20 protein-coding genes are annotated in these 17,598 nt (G+C 72.6%); 13 read left to right on the plus strand and 7 right to left on the minus strand.

Going from position 1 to position 17,598, the window contains the following annotated elements; translation table 11 throughout:
* Positions 1–98: 98 nt before the first annotated feature.
* A complete protein-coding gene (locus ACIA5C_RS22490; RefSeq protein ID WP_396057514.1) occupies positions 99–1,694 on the plus strand; it encodes an FUSC family protein in 1,596 nt (531 codons plus the stop codon).
* Here ACIA5C_RS22490 and ACIA5C_RS22495 read toward each other — a convergent pair.
* Positions 1,684–2,115 carry a GtrA family protein gene (locus ACIA5C_RS22495; protein WP_396057516.1) on the minus strand — a complete coding sequence of 144 codons (432 nt, stop codon included), beginning with the start codon at positions 2,113–2,115 and terminating at the stop codon, positions 1,684–1,686. The genes ACIA5C_RS22490 and ACIA5C_RS22495 overlap by 11 nt on opposite strands.
* A gap of 258 nt (positions 2,116–2,373) precedes the next feature.
* On the opposite strand from ACIA5C_RS22495, the gene ACIA5C_RS22500 reads away from it, so the two are divergent.
* From ACIA5C_RS22500 to ACIA5C_RS22525, 6 genes are all read left to right on the plus strand, one after another.
* Positions 2,374–3,240, plus strand: coding sequence for an alpha/beta fold hydrolase (locus ACIA5C_RS22500; RefSeq protein WP_396057518.1), 867 nt, complete (start codon positions 2,374–2,376; stop codon positions 3,238–3,240).
* Between the two features lie 14 nt (positions 3,241–3,254).
* Entirely contained in the window at positions 3,255–3,527 is a 273-nt protein-coding gene (locus tag ACIA5C_RS22505; RefSeq protein ID WP_396057520.1) for a hypothetical protein, read from the plus strand.
* A gap of 69 nt (positions 3,528–3,596) precedes the next feature.
* Complete coding sequence (locus tag ACIA5C_RS22510) at positions 3,597–6,146, plus strand: AAA family ATPase (RefSeq protein ID WP_396057522.1); 2,550 nt, start codon at positions 3,597–3,599, stop codon at positions 6,144–6,146.
* A 64-nt stretch (positions 6,147–6,210) separates the two neighbouring features.
* Complete coding sequence (locus ACIA5C_RS22515) at positions 6,211–6,711, plus strand: sigma-70 family RNA polymerase sigma factor (RefSeq protein WP_396057524.1); 501 nt, start codon at positions 6,211–6,213, stop codon at positions 6,709–6,711.
* A gap of 39 nt (positions 6,712–6,750) precedes the next feature.
* A complete protein-coding gene (locus ACIA5C_RS22520) occupies positions 6,751–7,458 on the plus strand; it encodes a histidine phosphatase family protein (protein WP_396057526.1) in 708 nt (235 codons plus the stop codon).
* Complete coding sequence (locus ACIA5C_RS22525; RefSeq protein WP_396057528.1) at positions 7,451–8,275, plus strand: NAD(P)H-hydrate dehydratase; 825 nt, start codon at positions 7,451–7,453, stop codon at positions 8,273–8,275. The genes ACIA5C_RS22520 and ACIA5C_RS22525 overlap by 8 nt, the downstream gene beginning before the upstream one ends.
* A gap of 54 nt (positions 8,276–8,329) precedes the next feature.
* Here the strand turns inward: ACIA5C_RS22525 and ACIA5C_RS22530 are convergent, their stop codons facing one another.
* Entirely contained in the window at positions 8,330–8,566 is a 237-nt protein-coding gene (locus ACIA5C_RS22530; RefSeq protein WP_396057530.1) for a hypothetical protein, read from the minus strand.
* A 132-nt stretch (positions 8,567–8,698) separates the two neighbouring features.
* Here ACIA5C_RS22530 and ACIA5C_RS22535 point away from each other — a divergent pair, with 132 nt between their 5' ends.
* From ACIA5C_RS22535 to ACIA5C_RS22545, 3 genes are all read left to right on the plus strand, one after another.
* On the plus strand, positions 8,699–9,037 hold the full coding sequence (locus tag ACIA5C_RS22535; RefSeq protein WP_396057532.1) for a hypothetical protein: 339 nt from the start codon (positions 8,699–8,701) through the stop codon (positions 9,035–9,037).
* Between the two features lie 80 nt (positions 9,038–9,117).
* Positions 9,118–9,843, plus strand: coding sequence for an SDR family oxidoreductase (locus tag ACIA5C_RS22540; RefSeq protein WP_396057534.1), 726 nt, complete (start codon positions 9,118–9,120; stop codon positions 9,841–9,843).
* Between the two features lie 12 nt (positions 9,844–9,855).
* Positions 9,856–10,647: a nuclear transport factor 2 family protein gene (locus ACIA5C_RS22545; RefSeq protein ID WP_396057536.1), complete on the plus strand. Its 792-nt coding sequence runs from the start codon at positions 9,856–9,858 to the stop codon at positions 10,645–10,647.
* Here the strand turns inward: ACIA5C_RS22545 and ACIA5C_RS22550 are convergent.
* Positions 10,564–11,400, minus strand: coding sequence for a hypothetical protein (locus ACIA5C_RS22550; protein ID WP_396057538.1), 837 nt, complete (start codon positions 11,398–11,400; stop codon positions 10,564–10,566). The genes ACIA5C_RS22545 and ACIA5C_RS22550 overlap by 84 nt on opposite strands.
* A gap of 155 nt (positions 11,401–11,555) precedes the next feature.
* On the opposite strand from ACIA5C_RS22550, the gene ACIA5C_RS22555 reads away from it, so the two are divergent.
* Complete coding sequence (locus ACIA5C_RS22555) at positions 11,556–11,813, plus strand: hypothetical protein (protein WP_396057540.1); 258 nt, start codon at positions 11,556–11,558, stop codon at positions 11,811–11,813.
* Between the two features lie 10 nt (positions 11,814–11,823).
* Positions 11,824–12,744 carry a cation diffusion facilitator family transporter gene (locus tag ACIA5C_RS22560; protein WP_396057542.1) on the plus strand — a complete coding sequence of 307 codons (921 nt, stop codon included), beginning with the start codon at positions 11,824–11,826 and terminating at the stop codon, positions 12,742–12,744.
* Positions 12,745–12,766: 22 nt separating this feature from the next.
* On the opposite strand, the gene ACIA5C_RS22565 is transcribed toward ACIA5C_RS22560, so the two are convergent.
* The 4 genes from ACIA5C_RS22565 to ACIA5C_RS22580 form a co-directional block, all read right to left on the minus strand.
* Positions 12,767–13,585, minus strand: a complete 819-nt coding sequence (locus ACIA5C_RS22565; RefSeq protein WP_396057544.1) for an endonuclease/exonuclease/phosphatase family protein — start codon at positions 13,583–13,585, stop codon at positions 12,767–12,769.
* A gap of 3 nt (positions 13,586–13,588) precedes the next feature.
* Positions 13,589–14,221 (minus strand): NADPH-dependent F420 reductase, encoded by a 633-nt coding sequence (locus ACIA5C_RS22570; protein ID WP_396057546.1) that lies wholly within the window; start codon positions 14,219–14,221, stop codon positions 13,589–13,591.
* A gap of 214 nt (positions 14,222–14,435) precedes the next feature.
* Positions 14,436–16,199 (minus strand): thiamine pyrophosphate-dependent enzyme, encoded by a 1,764-nt coding sequence (locus ACIA5C_RS22575; protein WP_396057548.1) that lies wholly within the window; start codon positions 16,197–16,199, stop codon positions 14,436–14,438.
* A 56-nt stretch (positions 16,200–16,255) separates the two neighbouring features.
* Positions 16,256–16,471, minus strand: a complete 216-nt coding sequence (locus ACIA5C_RS22580) for a CDGSH iron-sulfur domain-containing protein (protein ID WP_396057550.1) — start codon at positions 16,469–16,471, stop codon at positions 16,256–16,258.
* Between the two features lie 74 nt (positions 16,472–16,545).
* Between ACIA5C_RS22580 and ACIA5C_RS22585 the strand changes: the two genes are divergently transcribed.
* Positions 16,546–17,520 carry an iron-containing redox enzyme family protein gene (locus ACIA5C_RS22585; RefSeq protein WP_396057552.1) on the plus strand — a complete coding sequence of 325 codons (975 nt, stop codon included), beginning with the start codon at positions 16,546–16,548 and terminating at the stop codon, positions 17,518–17,520.
* Positions 17,521–17,598 lie beyond the last annotated feature (78 nt).

A 17,598-nucleotide genomic window follows, 5' to 3' on the forward strand; every position in this document is an offset into this window, starting at 1 on the left:
CTGCCCGGAGCCGCTGATATGCCGCGCACATAGCGCTGACACGGGCCTGACAGGCGCCGGGTGTGTGCTTTCGCCCCCGGCGGGGGTAGTCGGGTGCGGTGCGACACGATCTCCGGGCGGCGCTCCGGGTGCGTCCGGCCGACGCGGCCTGGGCGTTTGCGCTGCGGGCCGGGCTTGCCGTCTTCGTGCCCCTGGGTGTTCTGGTGGCTCTGGGCCGCACCTCCTCGGCGCCCTTTGCGACATTCGGCGCGTTTGCCGCCCTGTACGGGCGGGATTCCCTCTACCGCCGCCGCGCCGTCCTCGTCGCGGCAAGCGGGGCCGGCCTGGCCGCTTCGGTCTTCGTCGGCGGGCTCGCGGCACTGGCCGCGGCCCCGGTCGGCGTGATCGTGGTCGCCGCGGTCGGCGGAGCGGCGACCCTCTGGTGCAGCCGCTACCAGGTCGGGCCGCCGGGCGGGCTGATGTTCACCTTCGCGACCGCGGTGTGCAGCGCGTTGCCGACCCGGCCGGGCGATCTGCCCGGGCACGCGGGTCTCGCCGCCGGCTCGGCGCTCGCCGCCTGGCTGATCGTGATGTCGGGCGCCCTGCTCACGCCGGACGCGCCGCGCCGGTTGGCGGTCGCCCGGGCGTTGCGGGCGGCCGCCGCCTTGCACGAGGCCCCGCACGGCCCGGCCGGCCTCCGGGCCCGCCACCAGGCCGCGCTCGCTATCGAGGGGGCCTGGCGCGCAATCGGCCCGGACCGTACCGAACGCGGCGACCCGCGGCTCGAGGTGCTGGTCGCGCACGCGGAGACCCCGCGGCTCGAGGTGCTGGTTGCCCACGCGGAGACCGAGCTCAGCGGGGTGCACGGCCACAGCGCGGAGGTCGCCGCCGAGTTGCGGGGCCTGGCCGGCAGGCTGACCCGCCGGGGCATCGCGCCGCGGCTGGCGCCCACCCCGATCGAGAGCGCGAAGATCAATGAGCGGCATCTCGCGCTGGGCCTGCTGCGCGACCGGCCTCCGGCGGGGCGGGGCCCGCTCTGGCCGGCGGCCACCCGAGTCGCCCTGGGCGCGCTGGCCGCCGGTGCGGCCGCCGGGCTGCTGACCCATTTCACCGGGCTCGCCCACCCCTACTGGGCGGCCGTCTCCGCCGTTGCGGTGCTGCAGGCGGCCTCGCTCCGGCTCTCGTTCCAGCGAGCAGTGCAGCGCGCCGGTGGCACGGTTGCCGGGCTCCTGATCGCGGGTGGGGCGGTGGCGATCCCCGGCGGCCCCTGGGTGCTGGTCGCCGCGATCGTCGTGGCGCAGGTGATCGCGGAACTGCTGGTGATCCGCAACTACGGACTGGCCATGCTGGCCGTCACGCCGCTCGCGCTGCTGGTCGGGGAGCTCGGCCGGAAGTCGCCGCCGCTCGACCTGATCGGTGACCGGCTCGTGCAGACGATCCTCGGCTGCGTGCTCGGCCTGGCCGCCGCGGCCGTGGTCAGCAATCGGGCCGCGACCCGGCACCTCACCTCGGCGATCACCGCGGTCGAGGAAGCCACCACCGTGGTGCCCGATGCCCGGCGCCTGGCGCTGCTGGTCGCCACCATGCGCGAGGCGTACGAGGTGGCCGCCGGTGAACCTGGCCTGGCCGAGGAGACGGTCGACCGGATGCTCCACGCCGAACACCGGGCCCGGGCCGCGCTGGTCGACGCCGGGCAACGACGCCTCAGCTCCTGAATACCCACCAGCGGGAGGCCGAGTAGGTGAAGACGGCCACGAGGAACGAGGCGGTCACCCGGGCCGGCGCGAAGTTGAGGCCCAGGTCGGCCAGGCCGGTGGAGACACCGACGGTCAGCAGGTAGTCGCCGACGAGGACCACCGCGTACCGGAAGGCCTGGCCCCCGACCGGGGCGTGGGAACGGAAGTTGACGGTGCGGTTGAGGACGAAGCTCAGGCCGAAGGCGGCCAGGTAGGCGATCGAGACGGCGACCGGCAGGGGCAGGGCGGTGCGGTCGCGCAGGACGGCCAGCAGGCCGAGGTCGAGCGAGAACGTGAACGCGCCGATGACGGCGAAGCCGACCAGCTCGCGGGGTAGCAGGCGGCGCAGGCGCGGGGGCAGCCGATCCACCCACGAGGTGAGCTGCTCGACGGTGGTCACGCGGCCATCTTCGCGGGGGCGATCAACCAGCTCGACGCCGGGTCACCGACGTTGCCGGGCGTTTCCCGGCCCGTCTCGTCGGCGTCGGCCCGCGGCTTCCACGCGTTTCTCCCCGGCCGGCCGGAGGGCGAGGCACGGGTGGGCCGCGGGGCGAGGCAGGGGGTGAGTCACGGGGTGGACCGGTGGTCGGCACGGAAGCGGCGGCGGCCGGGGCCTGCCCACGCTGGCGGGTGAATTCAGCGACTCCGAGGAGGGGCGATGCCTGCCGTCCACCACCGTTACACCACCGTCGACCGACAGCGGCTCTTCTACCGGGAGGCCGGCCCGGCCGGCGCGCCGGTCGTGGTGCTGCTGCACGGGTTTCCGACCTCGTCGTTCATGTTTCGCGGGCTGATCCCGGCGCTGGCCGACCGCTACCACGTGATCGCGCCCGACCACCTGGGCTTCGGCTTCTCCGACGCGCCGCCGGTGGGCGAGTTCGACTACACGTTCGAGCGGCTCACCGACCTCACCCAGGGCCTGCTCGACCGGCTGGGCATCGACCGGTACGCGCTCTACGTGCAGGACTACGGCGCGCCGATCGGGTTCCGGCTGGCGCTGCGGCGGCCCGCCGACATCACGGCGATCATCACGCAGAACGGCAACGGGTACGACGCGGGCTTCGTCGACGGGTTCTGGAAGACGGTCCGGGACTACCAGGCCTCTCCGACCGGCGAAGCCGAGGCCGCGATCCGGCAGGCGTTCACGCTCGAGGTCACCCGCTGGCAGTACCTGACCGGGGTGCCGGACGAGACGCTGGTCAGCCCGGACGCCTGGGAGCACGACTTCGCGCTGCTGAGCCGGCCCGGCAACGACCTGATCCAGCTCGCCCTGCTGCGGGACTACGCGACCAACCCGCCGCTCTATCCGCGTCTGCACGAATATCTGCGGAGCAGCGCGGTGCCGGTGCTCGCCGTGTGGGGCCGCGGCGACGAGATCTTCGGGCCGGACGGGGCCCGGGCCTTCGCGGCCGACGCGGCCGACCCCGAGATCCACCTGCTCGACGGCGGCCACTTCCTGCTCGAGAGCGCGGGCGACGAGGTGGCCGAACTGATCCGTGACTTCCTGGGGCGGCGGCTCAAGTGAGGATCGACTGGAGCGTGGTCGGCCACGACGACGTGCTGCGGGCGGTCGCGGAATTCGACGCGCTCGGGGCGGCCGGGTTCTACGCGCGGCACGGGTTCGCGCCGGCCACGACGTACGAAATGGTGGTGGACGGCCGAAAGTATCCGCCGAAAGCGGTGCTCGGCACCGCCTTCGAATTAGCCACCGGAACGCGGCTGGCCTCCGGCGATTTCGAGGGCGGGCGTTCCGGCGCCGTGCGGGTGCTGCAGAAACTTGGGTTCGACATCCGGCATTCGCGAGTTCGATAGGCGACCTCGGGTTTTCGCATGGTCTTCACCGGGTTCCGGCGGCTCGAACCGCCCTAGACTCCGGAAACCATGAGTGAGCTGGTGGGCCGTCATGCCGAGCGCGCCGTGCTCGACGATCTGCTGGCCGCGGTGCGCGCCGGGGAGAGCCGGGCGCTGGTGCTGCGCGGCGAGGAAGGCATCGGGAAGACGGCGTTGCTCGACCACCTGGCCGGACGGGCGGCCGGTTGCCGGGTCGTGCGGGCGGCCGCGGTGCCGTCCGAGGCCGGGCTGGAGTTCGCGGGGCTGCACCAGGTGTGCGCGCCGCTGCTCGACCGGCTCGACGGTCTGCCGTTGCCGCAGCGCGAGGCGGTGGGGGTGGCTTTCGGGCTTCGCGCGGGGGCGGCGCCCGATCGGCTGCTGGTCGGGCTCGGCGTGCTGGGGCTGCTCGGCGAGCATTTCCGGTCGCAGCCGACGGTCTGCGTGGTCGACGACGTGCAGTGGCTCGACCCGGCGTCGGCGCAGGTGCTGGGGCTGGCCGCGCGGCGGGTCCGGGCCGAGTCGCTGGCCGTGGTCTTCGCGAGCCGCGTCGCCCGGGACGAGCTCGACGGGCTGCCGGTGCTACCGCTGGGCGGAGTGTCCGACGACGAGGCCCGGGAGCTTCTGGCGTTGTCCGGACTGCTCGGGCCGCTCGACGAGCGGGCGGTCGCCGAGTGCCACGGCAATCCGCTCGCTCTGCTCGAGTTGGCGCGGGCGTGGCCGGAAGCCGGGTCCCGACTCGAATCCGGGTGGCCGACCGAATCGTGGCTGCCCCGGCGGATCGAGGACATGGCGCGCCGGGAGAGCGCGGGCCTCGACGCGATTGGGCGACTGCTGCTGCTGGCTGCGGCGATCGAGCCCAATGGCGATCCGGCGGTGGTCGCGCGGGCCGCGGAGCGGCTGGGTGCCGGGAGCGAGGCTGCGGTGGTCGCGGGGGCAGCGGAGTGGCTGGGTGCCGGCAATGAGATGGCGGTGGCGCCGGCCGGGCTGGTGGAGTTCGGCGACCGGGTGCTGTTCCGGCATCCACTGCTGCGGGCGGCCGTCTGTCGTGGGGCCGGGCCGGCCGAGCGGCGCCGGGTGCACGCCGCGCTCGCCGAGGTCATCGACCCGGACGTCGACCCGGTCGGTCACGTCTGGCAACGCGCCCAAGCGGCCGTCGCCGAGGACGACGACCTCGCGGAGGCTCTCGCGGGGTGCGACGGCGGCCCGCTCTTTCTCCAGCGGGCGGCCGAACTCACGACCGACCCGGGCAAGCGAGGCGAGTGGTTGCTCGCCGCCGCCGAGTTGCGGCACTTCGCCGGTACGCCGTGGGCCGCGCGACACCTCCTCGCGCTGGCCGAGGGCGGCCCGCTGGACGAACTCGGTCACGCCCGGGCCGAGGTGCTGCGGGCGCAGGGCGATGCCGGGCTGCTGCGGAAGGCGGCGGCCGGGATCGCCCCGCTGGACTCGCGCCGGGCCCGCCGGGCTTATGTGGACGCTTTACGCGCGGCCGGACCGACGTCCTGGGACATCGCCGAGGCGCCCGACGACCCCCTGCTCCACGCGTTGACGGTCCAGCGCACCGCGGGCCTGCCCGCCGCGGCCGCGCTTCTGCGGGCGGCGCTGCCGGAATTGGACGACGGTGACCCGCGCGAACTGTGGGCCGGCGGATCCGCCGCGCTGGAACTGGGCGACGATACTGCGGCCGATGCTCTGACGGCCCGCGCGGTGCGGCTGGCGGCCGGCTCGGGGCCGGCCGGGATGCTTCCGGACCTGCTCGGTCAGCGGATCGTGAGCCGGGTCTACGCCGGGGCGCTGCCCGAGGCCGGGGTGCTGGCCCGGCAACTGGCCGCGGTGTGCCGGCGGATCGGGGTCGCCGCGCCGGTCCGCCCGGCGAGGCTGCTCGCGGCCTGGGCGGGCCGGGAGGTGACGGCCGGGGACGACGCGCGGGCGGTTCTGCTGAACGGGCTCGCGCGGCATGAGGAGGCGTACGCCGCGGCGAGCGGGCGCGCCTGGCCGGTGCTGGTCGAGCGGCTGGTGGCCGCCGCGCAACTCGGGCGGGCCGAGCCGCGAGCCCTCCAGCACCTCCAGGAACAGGCCCGGGCGGCGGGCAGTGAGGCGCTGCTGGGGCTGGCGGCGCTGTGCCGGGGGATGCTGGGCGGCCGGGAGGACGGCTACCGCGAGGCGGTCGAGCGCCTCGAGCGCACCACGATGCGGGGTTATCTGGGGCGGGCCCACCTCTATTACGGCGAATGGCTCTGGCGGGCTGAAAGGCGCAGAGACGCCCGGGGTCGGCTGCGGACGGCGTACGAAATGATGCGGGAGAGGGGGATCCTGGCCTTCGCCGATCTGGCGGGCGCCCGCCTCGGCGTAGCCGGGCGGAAGCGGCCCGAACCCGGGCTGACCTCGCAGGAGACGCAGATCGTGCGGCTGGCCCGCGACGGCCTGTCGAACGTGGAGATAGCGGCGCGCCTGTTCCTCAGCCCGCGAACTGTCGAGTGGCATCTGAGCAAGGTGTTCACCAAGCTCGGCATCAGCTCCCGCCGGCAACTGCGACTTACCGCGTCGCGAGGCCGTGAGCTGGACATCTACGCCGGCGAGCGGATCGCGGTCAGTCGACGGTAAGTATTTGGACAGTCGTCTTTCCTAGCCTGCGGGAACGAGTGGCAGTTTCCGTCAGGAGCTTTCAATGGATGACACCCACCACCGGGTCCGCATCGAACAGATCCACACCGAGCACTCGCTCGCGTTGCTTCGCTACCTGATCCGCTTCGCGGGGGAGCGGCACGCGGCCGAGGACATGCTGCAGGAAACCATGCTGCGGGCCTGGCGCCACCGCGACGCCCTGCCGGGGGACGAGAACGGCGTACGCGGATGGCTGTTCACGGTGGCCCGCAACGTGGCCATCGACGCCGACCGGATGCGCCGGGTGCGCCCGGCCGAGGTCGCCCTGACCGACCTGAACGACGCGGTCGCGGCGCCCGACAGCCCGGACTCGGCGCTCGCGGCCCAGGACATGGTCCGGGCGTTCGCCAACCTGAGCGAGGTGCAGCGCGACGTGATCCGCCACCTCTACTTCCGCGGCGACACGGTCGAAGAGGTGGCGACCCGGCTAGGCATTCCGGCCGGCACGGTGAAGTCGCGGGCCCATTACGGAGTGCAGGCGCTGCGCGCGGCGGTCTCGTCCTAGGACGGTTTACCCGGTGCGCGAGCGGGCACGGAGGGGAGCGTGGAACAGTTCAAGTGGCTCGCCGTGGTGCGACACGGCCAGAGCACCGGCAACATCGCCGCGGCGGCGGCCGAGGGGGACGCCGCCGAGGTGATCGACATCCCCGAGCGCGACGCCGACGTGCCGCTCTCGGTGACCGGGCGCGAGCAGGCCGGGGCGCTGCGGCGCGTCTTCGCCGACATGCTCGCCGACCTACGGCCCGACGTCGCGCTGGTCTCGCCCTACCTCCGGACCCGGCAGACCGCCGCGGCGGCGCTGGACGGCCTGCCGGTGCCGATGGTGGTGGACGAGCGGCTGCGGGACCGGGAACTGGGTGTGCTCGACCTGCTGACCACGCGCGGGGTCGAGGCGCGTTTCCCCGATGAAGCCCGGCGGCGGACCCGCCTGGGGAAGTTCTACTACCGGCCGCCGGGCGGCGAGTCGTGGACCGACGTGCTCCTGCGGCTGCGGTCCCTGCTCCGCGACCTCGAGTCGTCGCGGGTCGTGCTGTTCGCCCACGAGGCGACCGTGCTGCTGACCCGCTACCTGGTCGAAGGCCTGGACGAGGCGGCCCTCATGGAGATCGCCCACCGCACGACGGTCGCGAACTGCTCGATCAGCAGCTGGCGGCGCCGGGACGGGCTGCTGACACCGGAGACCTTCAACGACGTGTCGCATCTTCCGGCCGAGGGTGCGCCGGTGACCCGGCAGGAGGACGTCCATGCCTGAGGAAGAAGTGATCACCCCCGGTCTGCTGCGCGGATGGCGACTGCCGGATCCGGCGGGCGACAAGGAGTCGCGCGGAACGGTTCTGGTGGTCGGCGGGTCGCGGTTCAACCCGGGCGCGGTGCTGCTGGCCGGCACCGCCGCCCTGCGAGCCGGTGCCGGGCGGCTGCAGCTGGCGGTCGCCTCGGAGAGCGCGGTGGCCCTGAGCGTCGCGGTGCCGGAGGCCCGGGTGGTCGGCTTCCCGCCGGAGGACGAGCTGCTCACGCTGGCCGCCGACGCGGACGTGATCCTGCTCGGGCCCGGCCTCGACGACATCGCGCAGACCACCGACCTGATGCGGTCGGTGCTGGACGCGGCCTCCGCCGAGGCGGCCGTGGTGCTGGACGCCTACGCGCTGGGCGCCCTCAGCAAAGACCCGAAGCTGCTGCGCCACGAACGCGCCGTGCTGACGCCCAACGTGACCGAGGCCGGGCATCTGCTGGGCTCCGAGCCGGGGGACGACCTGGCGTCGGTGGCGCAGGAGCTGGCTTCGCGGTATCGGGCAGTGGTTTCTCTCTACGGGCACATCGCGGCCCCGGACGGCCGCGGCTGGCGCGAGGAGAGCGGCGACGCCGGGCTGGGTACCTCGGGCAGCGGCGACGCCCGCGCAGGGGTGGTCGCCGGGCTGCTGGGACGCAGGGCCGAGCCGGCCCAGGCGGCATGCTGGGCGGCGTACGCCCACGCGGTGAGCGGGCAGCGACTGGGCCCCCGCTACGGGCGCACCGGCTTCCTGGCCCGCGAGCTGGTCGACGAGATCGCCTACACGATCGCCACCGTCTGAGCCGCCGGCCGCCCGAGCGCGGTTGCCCGGCGCTCGGGTCGGTGGGCGTGCCGGTCAGGCGCCGGACTGGCGCTTGTCCTCCTCCAGGTCGGCCTCGCCGACCAGTACGCCGTCGGAGTCGCGGGTGGCGTCGGTGAGATCCGCGTCGGCGCCCGAGCGGGCGGCGTCGGCCTCGGCGTCCGAGGCGCCCACGGCGGGGCCGGACTCGTTGGTCTCGGTTTCCTGGTCGGTGAGGTGCGCGGCGGCCGCGGCGGCCAGTGGGAGGCCTGCGGCGGATGAGGGGTTCGTCATGCCGTGGAGGTACCCGTTTCCGCGGCATTCTCCCACCGGCCGCCGCCGGAACTGAGGAAAGCGCGGTTTCCCCGCCCCTGCACCCCGGGCGTGATGGCCTGGCCGGGCCATCTCATCAGAGGGAGGACCGAGATGCACTTCACGGCACGGCTGCCGATCCTGATCGGTGCCGGTCTCCTGAGCGCCGCCATCGGGGCGGCTCCGGCTCAGGCGGCGGGCGCCTCGCACCAGGGACCCCAGCCTCCCCACGGTCAGGGCGACCTGATCGGGTACTTCGAGAACCGGTCGGACTGCGACTGGGCCGCACGGCTCGGCGAAATGCAGAACCGGTGGGACCGATCCAACTGTGACGACGTCAACCACGGGCCGTTCCGCGGCATGTACGAGCTGACCGCTGACGTCAACAACGCGCACGACAACGGGTACCCGGGCGACCATCACCCGGGCGGCGGACACGGGCCGCACCACTAGGAGTCACGAGGCCGGTCGTCCGGCAGCGCCAGGGACTGTCACTGGCGCGACGGCCGGCCTCACCGCGCCATCATCGGCCCATGAACACCACCAAGCTGGCCGGGCAGAAGGTCGTCGTGCTGGGCGGCAGCGCCGGCATCGGGCTCGAGACCGCGCGGCTCGCCCGCGCCGCCGGGGCCGACGTGATCCTGGTCGGCCGCGACGCCGACCACCTGAAGCGGGCGGCCGACGAGGTCGGGGCGAGTGGCACGGCCGCGTTCGACGCCGCCGACCCGGAGCGCCTCGAGGAGTTCTTCGGCGGCCTCGGAGAGCCGGTCGACCACGTGATGGTCACCGCGGGCGGCAACTACTACGCCCGGCTCGCCGATCTCGACTTCGCCGAGGCTCGCAAGCTGGTCGACGAACACCTCTGGCTGCCCGTCCATCTGGCGCGGGCGGTCATCGGCCGGATCAACGCGGGCGGAGCCCTGCTCTTCATGGGCGGCACCGGCGGCCGCCGGCCCGCCCTCGGCCTGGCGCTGCCGGGCGCGCTGACCGCGGCCCAGCCCCTGCTCGTCGCCAACCTGGCGCTGGAGCTCGCGCCGATCCGGGTGAACGCGATCGCGGCCGGCTTCGTCGACACCCCGCTGTCGGCGCGGCTGCTCGGCGACGACCTCGACCGGCGGCGCGAGGAGCTGCGCACCAGGCTGCCGATTCACCGCGTGGTGCAGCCGGAGGACGTGGCCGCCCTGGCGATCCACCTGATGGTCAACACCGCGCTGACCGGCGCCACCTACGACATCGACGGCGGCCAGCAGATCGTGTGAGAGGGTTGCGTCATGCCGTGGCTGCCCGACTTTCTCAACGCCGCCGAACTCGCGCGCAGGCAGACTCACGCGGCCGGCCATGCCGACCCGGTGGGTCAGTACATTGTGGCGCTCACCGGCGGCGACCCGCACGCCATCGAGGACGCGTGGCCCGAGCGGGTCGTCGTGTTCGACCCGCGGGCCGGTGAGGTCCGGGGGCATCGCGAGCTGACGGAGTTCGTGCACCGCAGCCGCGACCTGCTCGCCCGGTTCCAGGCCCGCGTCGACGTCGAGGGACAGACCGTCGTGCCCGGCCGGGCGGTCATGGAACTGCTCGGCCACGCCACCTTCGAGGGGACGGAACGGCCCTGGCCGGTCGCGATCGTCGCCGACTCGCGGGACGACTCGGTGGTGTTCCGGAGCTACTTCAGCCGGCTGCCGACCGAGGGGCAGCGGTTCCCGCGGCCGGCCATCCTGCCCGGCGGCCCGACGGAGCCGGGCGACGTCGTCGGCCGGCACATCGAGGCGCTGGCGGCGGGCGAGGCCGACGCGGTGCTCGCCACGTTCGGACCGGACGCCTCGCTGCGCGAGACGACTGGACGGACCCATCGCGGCGGGGCGGAACTCCGGGCGTACGTCGAAAGCGTGCGCAGCGTCGAGCTGCAGCCGTGTGTCGTGACCGACGACGGCTCGGTCTGTGTGGTCGAGTTCAACTGCCTGCGCTTCGCCGGCCGCGAGCTGTCACCGCAGGCCGGCCTGGCGGTCTACCAGCGCGGGCCCGGGGGCCTGCTCGCCGGGGTCCGGGTCTACGGCGATCTGGCATAGCGTCCGGGCGTGGGCGGTGAGCCGCCTCGCCTTGGCGACACGGTCGCGGGCGGTGGCGATGGCCTGCGCGGCCCGCACGTTGATCGGGCATTTCTGCATTCCCGGCGGCGGTGCAGCCTCAGCGGTCCGCTTGCGCCGGCCGTTGGTCCGGCGCCGGATTCCGTACGCGGCGAGCAACGCCCGGATCGACTCGGCGCTCGCCCCGAACCGTTCGCCGATCTGCGCGCAGGTCAGCCCCTCGTCGTAGAGCCGGGTCAGCATCGCCTGGCTGAGGCGCCGCCCCAGCAGTGGGTTCGGTCCCGGGCGTCCGCCGGAGAGGTGGTACCGCGCCAGCCGGTAGCGCACCTGCCGCGCGGTGACCCCGGCGAGCGCGGCGATCTGGCTGACCGAGAAGCGATCGTGCAGGTACCAGCCGCGCAGCACGTCCTGGGGCAGCGGGTCGGCGGACGAGCCGAGCACGTAGTAGGTGCGGCTCGCCGTCATCGCCGCCGCGGCGACCAGCCGGTCGCGGACCGCGTCGATCGGCAGCCGGTATTCGATCGCCAGCTGGTCGGCCGGCGTCCCGGCCCGCCACCGCGCGGCGATCTGTTCCTGGGGCACCGGCGCCGTGGTGGCCGCGATGCCGTAACGCTGCAGCCACCGGTAGCCGGCCGCCCGGCTGAGCCCGAGCCGCGAGCCGACCTCACCGGCGGGCATGCCCTGCTCGTGGATCCAGTGCTGCAGCCGGTCCGGATCCGGCCAGTTGCCCTCCATGTTCCGGATTATCAACTCACCCTCTGACTATTTAGGGGTACTTTTCCGAATTCGGTGCGCGGTTTTGTTTTTGGCGGCAGCGGACCGGGAATGGGCGTCCCATGCAGCCATCGACACCGAATGAGCCGTTGCCCATCGCGACCGTGAACGTGGGCATGACAGTCGTGGACCGCGACGGCGCCGAGGCCGGCACCGTCACGGCCGTGCAGATGCCGGGGACCGACGTGCGGCCCGACGCGGTAGCCGGGGTGGCCGAGGAGTTGATGGGCGTCGGCTACGCCCGGATCGACGGCACCGGCTGGCTCTCCAACGACACCTACGCGGGGGGCGACCAGATCCGCGACACGGTCGAGGGCGAACCCGGAGTGGTCAACCTCCGGGTGACGCGCGACGCCTTGCACCGCGCTTCCTGACGGCTCCGGGATGGCTGAGGAGAGCGCGCGTACGGTCGTCGTCGCGGTGGCGGCGAACCTGGGCATCGCGATCGCCAAGACGGTGGCCGCGCTGTTCACCGGGTCGGCCTCGCTCTGGGCCGAGGCCGCACACTCGGTGGCCGACACCGGCAACGAGGTGCTGCTCTTCGTGGGGCTGCGCAGGTCGTCCGGCGAGCCGGACGCGGCGCATCCCTTCGGGCGCGGGCAGGAGCGCTATTTCTGGTCGTTCCTGGCCGCGCTGGGCATCTTCCTGGTCGGCGGAACGCTGTCGATCGGCGAGGGCATCCGCAGCCTGCTCCTGCCGGAGCCGCTCGAGTCGCTGTGGGTGGGCGTCGGCGTGCTGCTGGTGTCGGCCTGCTTCGAGGGCTATTCGTGGCACACCGCCCGCAAACAGCTGCGCCGCAACGCCCGCGACCGGCAGCGCTCGCTCTTCCAGCAGCTGAGGAGAGCGTCCGACCCGAGCGCCACCACGGTGTTCCTGGAGGACTCGGCGGCGCTGGTCGGGCTGGCGCTGGCGCTGATCGCGTTGCTGCTGCACGCATGGACGGGCTGGGCCGGCTGGGACGCGCTGGGCAGCATCGCCATCGGGGTGCTGCTGATCGCGGTGGCGTTCCTGCTCGCCGTACGGTCGAAGGCGCTGATGCTCGAAGAGGCCGCACCGGCCGATGTGGCCGATCCGATCCGGGCCCGGGTCCTCGACGTCGACTGGGTGGGCGAGCTGGCCGACATGCACGCGGTCTATCTCGGTCCGTCCCGGCTGCTGGTGAACCTCTGGATCCGGCCGTCGTCGCCGGCCTTGGGCAACTCCGGCGGTGAGCTCGCGCTGCGGGTCGATCGGCTACGGTCGGATCTGCTGACCGACGACGGGATCGCCCAGGTGACCGTGACGCTGGTCGGCTCGCCGGACTGAGCTCGCCCCGGTTCGCCGCCGGTCAGCCTCGCCAGCGCAGGTCGGCGACCACCGCCCGATGGTCGGAGGGGTGGACTCCGCCGACCGGTCCGCCGGCCAACTGCACACGCTCGACCAGGACGTGCTGATCCTCGCGCCCCGGCCGGAAGAAGATGTGGTCGATGCGCTGGTCGACCATCTGCGGTCCGGCCTCCAAAGGTGCGGAGGGGTGGGTCGACGGCAAGGTGACCGCATCGGCTGGGCCGTGGCCGGCACTCCAGGCGTCGGTCAGCACGTCCTGGGCCCGCCGCAGGACCGGGGAGCCGGGCGCGGCGTTCATGTCACCCATCAGCAGGACGGGGCACGGCCCGTCGAGGCCCGGTTCGGTGGCGAGGTCGGCCACGAAGGTCCCCTGCGCGATGCGGTCGTCGGTGAACGGAACGCCGTAGTCCAGGCAGGCCGCCACGACGGGCAACGGCCCGGCCGGGTGATCGACCCGGACCGTGAGCGCAACCGGGTCCCAGGGGCGGTGCCGGGCCGGCATCACCGCCGTCTGATGGCCGAGGATCGGCCACCGGCTCAGCACGGCGATTCCCAGGTCGATCCCGGCCCAGTCATCCACGCCGGGGTCGTCCGGGGCCGGAGGGTAGGACGGCGAGGCGAACACCGCGTGCATCCCGAGAGCGGATGCCAGCTCGTGGGCCTGGGTCGTCCCGTCGCCGGCCCAGACCTCCTGCAGCGCCACGACGTCGGGGCGCAGCCCCTCGAGGGTCGCTCGGAGGCCCGGCTGCCGATCGCGCCAGCGCGGGCCGAATCTCCACCAGATGTTCCATGTCATCGCGCGGACCATGCTGTCGGCCATCGGTCAGGCAGCTTCGATGCCGATGCGGGCGCGGAGGTCGTCGGCCCACAGGTCGGCGGTGTAGACGTCGGCGCCGGGCTCGAAGGTGCGGCTCTGCGCGAGGGTGCCGGCGTCCACCGGTTCGAAGCCGACCTGCTCGATCAGGTCCATGGCCTGACGTTTCGCGGCCGGGTCGTCGCCGGCGACCGGGATGCCGTAGCGCTGGGCGGCGCCGCCCTCGCGGCCGTACTCGCGCAGATGGTCGTAGCGCATGGCGTTGAACGCCTTGACGACATGGGCGCCGGACAGGTGGCGCTGGATCAGCTCGCTCGAGGTGGTCTCGCCGTTGTCCAGGGCGGCGATGTGCCCGTCGCGGGACGGGTAGTAGTTGCAGGTGTCGATCACGGTTTTGCCGGCCAGTTCGGCGGCCGGGAGCTCCTCGTAGCGGCCGAGCGGGATCGTGACGACCACGACCTCACCGTCGCCGGCGGCCTGTTCGGCGGTGACCGCGCGGACGTTGTCGCCGTACTCCTTCTCTAGGTCGCTGAGCGTTTCCGGGCCGCGCGAGTTGGCGATCTCCACCTGGTGGCCGCCCTTGCTGAACAGGTAGGCGAGTGCGGAGCCGATGTGCCCGGCCCCGATGATGCCGATCAACATGAGGTATCTCCCGTAGTCAGATAGGGGCCGGCGTTGCGCACCGCCGCGCCATCGCGGTGTTGACCGCCGATACGTCCAAGGCCGAGCGCCCGACGACGACCGGGACGAGCATCTCCGAGATCAGATGCCCGCTCGCGGCCGGCGCGTAGGTCCAGCCGAGACCCGACGCCTCGGCTCCATTCGACGGACCGGATCTCACCGGACTGCATGCGCCTCAGCCCTTCAACTGCTCGATCTTGTCCTTGAACAGCGTCGTGGCGATCGCCGCCTTGTGCGGCTGCCCGTGCAGCCATGCCGTCGCGAACTTCTTCGCCTGCTCGTAGGAGACCTTTCCGGGCACCGGCGGCTCGTTCGGATCCACGGCCACGTCGACCAGCGCCGGCCCGGGATGGGCCAGGGCTTCCTGCAGCGCGCCCGGCAGATCGCCGGGCTTGCTGACCTGTACGCCGAAGCCACCGCACCCGCGGGCCCAGGCGGCGTAGTCGGGAACCGGTTCGCCGAACCGCACCCCGTGCTCGGGGTAGCCCAGAACCATCTGCTCCCACAGGATCTGCCCGAGCGCATTGTTGTTGTTGATGATCACTTTGATCGGCAGGTGGTAGCGGGCCGCGGTGTGGAACTCGGCCATCAGCATCGCGAAGCCACCGTCCCCGACGAACGCGATGACCTGGCGGCCGGGGAAGGCGTGCTGGATGCCGATCGCGTAGGGGAGCCCCGGCGCCATCGTGGCGAGGGTGCCGGATAGGTAGAACTCGCGGTCCTCGCGGATGTGCCAGTGCCGCGCGGCCCAGGTCGCGATCGTGCCCGAGTCGCAGGTCAGAATCGCGTCGCCGCGAGCCAGCTGGTCGAGTTGCGCGGCGAGGAACTGGGGGGCGATCGGCTCGCGTTCGGCCGATTCGAGGGCGCCCATGTTGTCGCGCCAGTCCTTCATCTTGTCCTGGTACTTCTGAAGGTGCTTGCGGTCCTTGCGCTCCAGCAGGGGGATCAGCGCCTCGAGGGTGGCGGCCACGTCGCCGACCAGCGGGACGTCGGTCGGGATGCGGGTGCCGGCCCGCTCGGGGGCGATGTCGATCTGGACGACCTGCACCTTGCCGGGGGCGGGAAGGAACTTCGTGTACGGGAAGTTGGTGCCCAGCATCAGCAGGGTGTCGATGTCCTCCATCAGTTCCTCGCTCGGCGCGGTGCCGAGCAGGCCGAGGCCACCGGTGGTGTAGGGCGAGTCGTCGGGCACGACCATCTTGCCCATCAGGGATTTGACGATCGGCGCGCCGAGCACACCGGCGACGTGCTCGACCTCCGTCCGCGCGCCGCGGGCACCGATTCCGGCCAGGATCGCGACCTTCTTGCCGGCATTCAGCACGGTGGCCGCGTTCCGCAGGTCGGCGTCGCGGGGGCGCACCGCCGGGGCCAGGTAGATCGGCTTGGTCGCGGGCGGGCTCACCGGCGCCACCGACGTGTACGGGTCCTTGTGGGCCGGCGCGATCTGGATGTCGTTCGGGATGGTCAGGTGGACCGGGCCCCGGCGCGCATAGGCGGTGCGGATCGCGATGTCGAGCACGGCCGGCACCTGTGCCGGGTTCATGATCACCTGGTTGTAGGCCGAGACGTCCTCGTACAGCTTGTCGAGCGCGACCTCCTGCTGGTAGGCCGTGCCGAGGATGCTCGACTCCTGCATGCCGGTGATCGCGAGCACCGGGACGTGGTCGAGCTTCGCGTCGTACAGGCCGTTCGCCAGGTGGATGCCGCCCGGGCCGCTGGTCGCCAGGCAGACGCCGATCTTCCCGGTCGCCTTGGCGTACGCGCAGGCCATGAAGGCGGCCGCTTCCTCGTGATGCACGAGGACGAACTTGATTTTGTCGGTGTTGCGGCGCAGGCCTTCCATGATGCCGTTGATGCCGTCCCCGGGAAGCCCGAAGACGGTGTCGACGCCCCACTCGGCGAGCCGCGCGATGAGTACCTCAGATGTAATCTCGGCCACGTTGGTCGGATAACCCCGCCGGCCGGGGTCAAACCTGCCGCAATGTCACACCCGCGTCAGCGGGGGCTCGACGTGTCGCGGCCCGTGCCGGCGTGAAAATTGATTGCCTTGTGGGTGCCGTCGCAGAACGGCTTGATCGCCGACTTACCGCACCGGCACAGCGCGACCGTGGCCCGGCCCGGCTCGATCGGGGTGCCGTCCGGGGTCAGCATCTCGAAATCGCCGCGGACGATGAGCGGGCCGTCCTCGTACGGGGTGATCGTCGAAGTCATGCCGCACCGGATCCCCAGTTTCGACGCGGGAAAACCTGGGTTTACCTCGGGTTCTGACGGGAAGCCGGTGCGGCATGAAACTTCCCGGGTCACGGGGCGCAGTCTCCGGCGCGCTGATCGACGTACTCGCCGGCGAGGCGACCGACCTGCCGACCGGCCGCGCACCGGACGACGACGAGGACCTTCAGCTGGCCCTGTTCGTCTGCTACGAACTCGCCTATCGCGGCTGGGACGGCGTCGACGATGCCTGGGAGTGGCATCCCGGCCTGCTGACCCTGCGAGCCGAACTCGAGGACCACTTCTCCGTCGGCCTGCGCGAGTTGACCGGCCCGCCGGTCGCCGCCGACCCGGCCGACGTCCCGCACCTGCTGGCCGAGATCGTCGCGGCCGATGACGGTCCCTCGCTCTCCGGCTATCTGCGCGGGCGGGCGACCCGCGGGCAGTTCCGCGAGTTCGTCACCCACCGGTCGATCTATCACCTGCGCGAGGCCGACCCGCACACCTGGGCGATCCCGCGACTCGGCGGGCGGCCCAAGGCCGCGCTGATCGAGATCCAGGCCGACGAGTACGGCGGTGGCGTGGCCCCGCGCATGCACCAGGAGCTGTTCAAGCAGACCATGGGCTGGTTCGGTCTCGACCTGGCCTACGGCGCCTACGTCGACGTGGCCGGGGCGCCGACCCTGGCCGTCAACAACCTGATGTCGTACTTCGGCCTGCACCGGCGCCGGCGCGGCGCGATCCTCGGCCATCTCGCGGCCTACGAGATGACGTCGTCGCTGCCCAACCGGGCCTACGCCAACGGTTTGCGCCGCCTGGGCGGTGACCCGGCGGCGACCGCGTTCTACGACGAGCACGTCGAGGCCGACGCGGTGCATGAACAGATCGCCGCCCACGACCTGTGCGGCTCGTTCGCCGCCGCCGAACCCGAACTGTCCGGGGACGTGTTGTGGGGCGCGCGGTGTGCGCTGGCCGTGGACAACGTCTGGGCCCGCAGTCTGCTCGGCAGTTGGGAGCACGGGCGCTCGTCGTTGCGTACGGCATCGAACTGAAGCGATCGAGTTTCTCCGGCCGCCATTTTTTGCAAGAACACGAGTAGGCGGCCGAAAGACGGGCATTCGAACGGCCAC

This window comes from Actinoplanes sp. NPDC051343 (assembly GCF_044455125.1).
Lineage (GTDB): Bacteria > Actinomycetota > Actinomycetes > Mycobacteriales > Micromonosporaceae > Actinoplanes.

Excerpts from the sequence above, each read along its gene's own strand:
- ACIA5C_RS22550 (WP_396057538.1), bottom strand. The coding sequence starts at position 11,400 with ATGGAGGGCAACTGGCCGGATCCGGACCGGCTGCAGCACTGGATCCAC.
- ACIA5C_RS22530 (WP_396057530.1), bottom strand. The coding sequence starts at position 8,566 with ATGACGAACCCCTCATCCGCCGCAGGCCTCCCACTGGCCGCCGCGGCC.
- ACIA5C_RS22515 (WP_396057524.1), top strand. The coding sequence starts at position 6,211 with ATGGATGACACCCACCACCGGGTCCGCATCGAACAGATCCACACCGAG.
- ACIA5C_RS22500 (WP_396057518.1), top strand. The coding sequence starts at position 2,374 with ATGCCTGCCGTCCACCACCGTTACACCACCGTCGACCGACAGCGGCTC.
- ACIA5C_RS22585 (WP_396057552.1), top strand. The coding sequence starts at position 16,546 with ATGAAACTTCCCGGGTCACGGGGCGCAGTCTCCGGCGCGCTGATCGAC.
- ACIA5C_RS22565 (WP_396057544.1), bottom strand. The coding sequence starts at position 13,585 with ATGGCCGACAGCATGGTCCGCGCGATGACATGGAACATCTGGTGGAGA.
- ACIA5C_RS22580 (WP_396057550.1), bottom strand. The coding sequence starts at position 16,471 with ATGACTTCGACGATCACCCCGTACGAGGACGGCCCGCTCATCGTCCGC.
- ACIA5C_RS22555 (WP_396057540.1), top strand. The coding sequence starts at position 11,556 with ATGACAGTCGTGGACCGCGACGGCGCCGAGGCCGGCACCGTCACGGCC.
- ACIA5C_RS22525 (WP_396057528.1), top strand. The coding sequence starts at position 7,451 with ATGCCTGAGGAAGAAGTGATCACCCCCGGTCTGCTGCGCGGATGGCGA.
- ACIA5C_RS22560 (WP_396057542.1), top strand. The coding sequence starts at position 11,824 with ATGGCTGAGGAGAGCGCGCGTACGGTCGTCGTCGCGGTGGCGGCGAAC.
- ACIA5C_RS22570 (WP_396057546.1), bottom strand. The coding sequence starts at position 14,221 with ATGTTGATCGGCATCATCGGGGCCGGGCACATCGGCTCCGCACTCGCC.
- ACIA5C_RS22540 (WP_396057534.1), top strand. The coding sequence starts at position 9,118 with ATGAACACCACCAAGCTGGCCGGGCAGAAGGTCGTCGTGCTGGGCGGC.
- ACIA5C_RS22545 (WP_396057536.1), top strand. The coding sequence starts at position 9,856 with ATGCCGTGGCTGCCCGACTTTCTCAACGCCGCCGAACTCGCGCGCAGG.
- ACIA5C_RS22510 (WP_396057522.1), top strand. The coding sequence starts at position 3,597 with ATGAGTGAGCTGGTGGGCCGTCATGCCGAGCGCGCCGTGCTCGACGAT.
- ACIA5C_RS22535 (WP_396057532.1), top strand. The coding sequence starts at position 8,699 with ATGCACTTCACGGCACGGCTGCCGATCCTGATCGGTGCCGGTCTCCTG.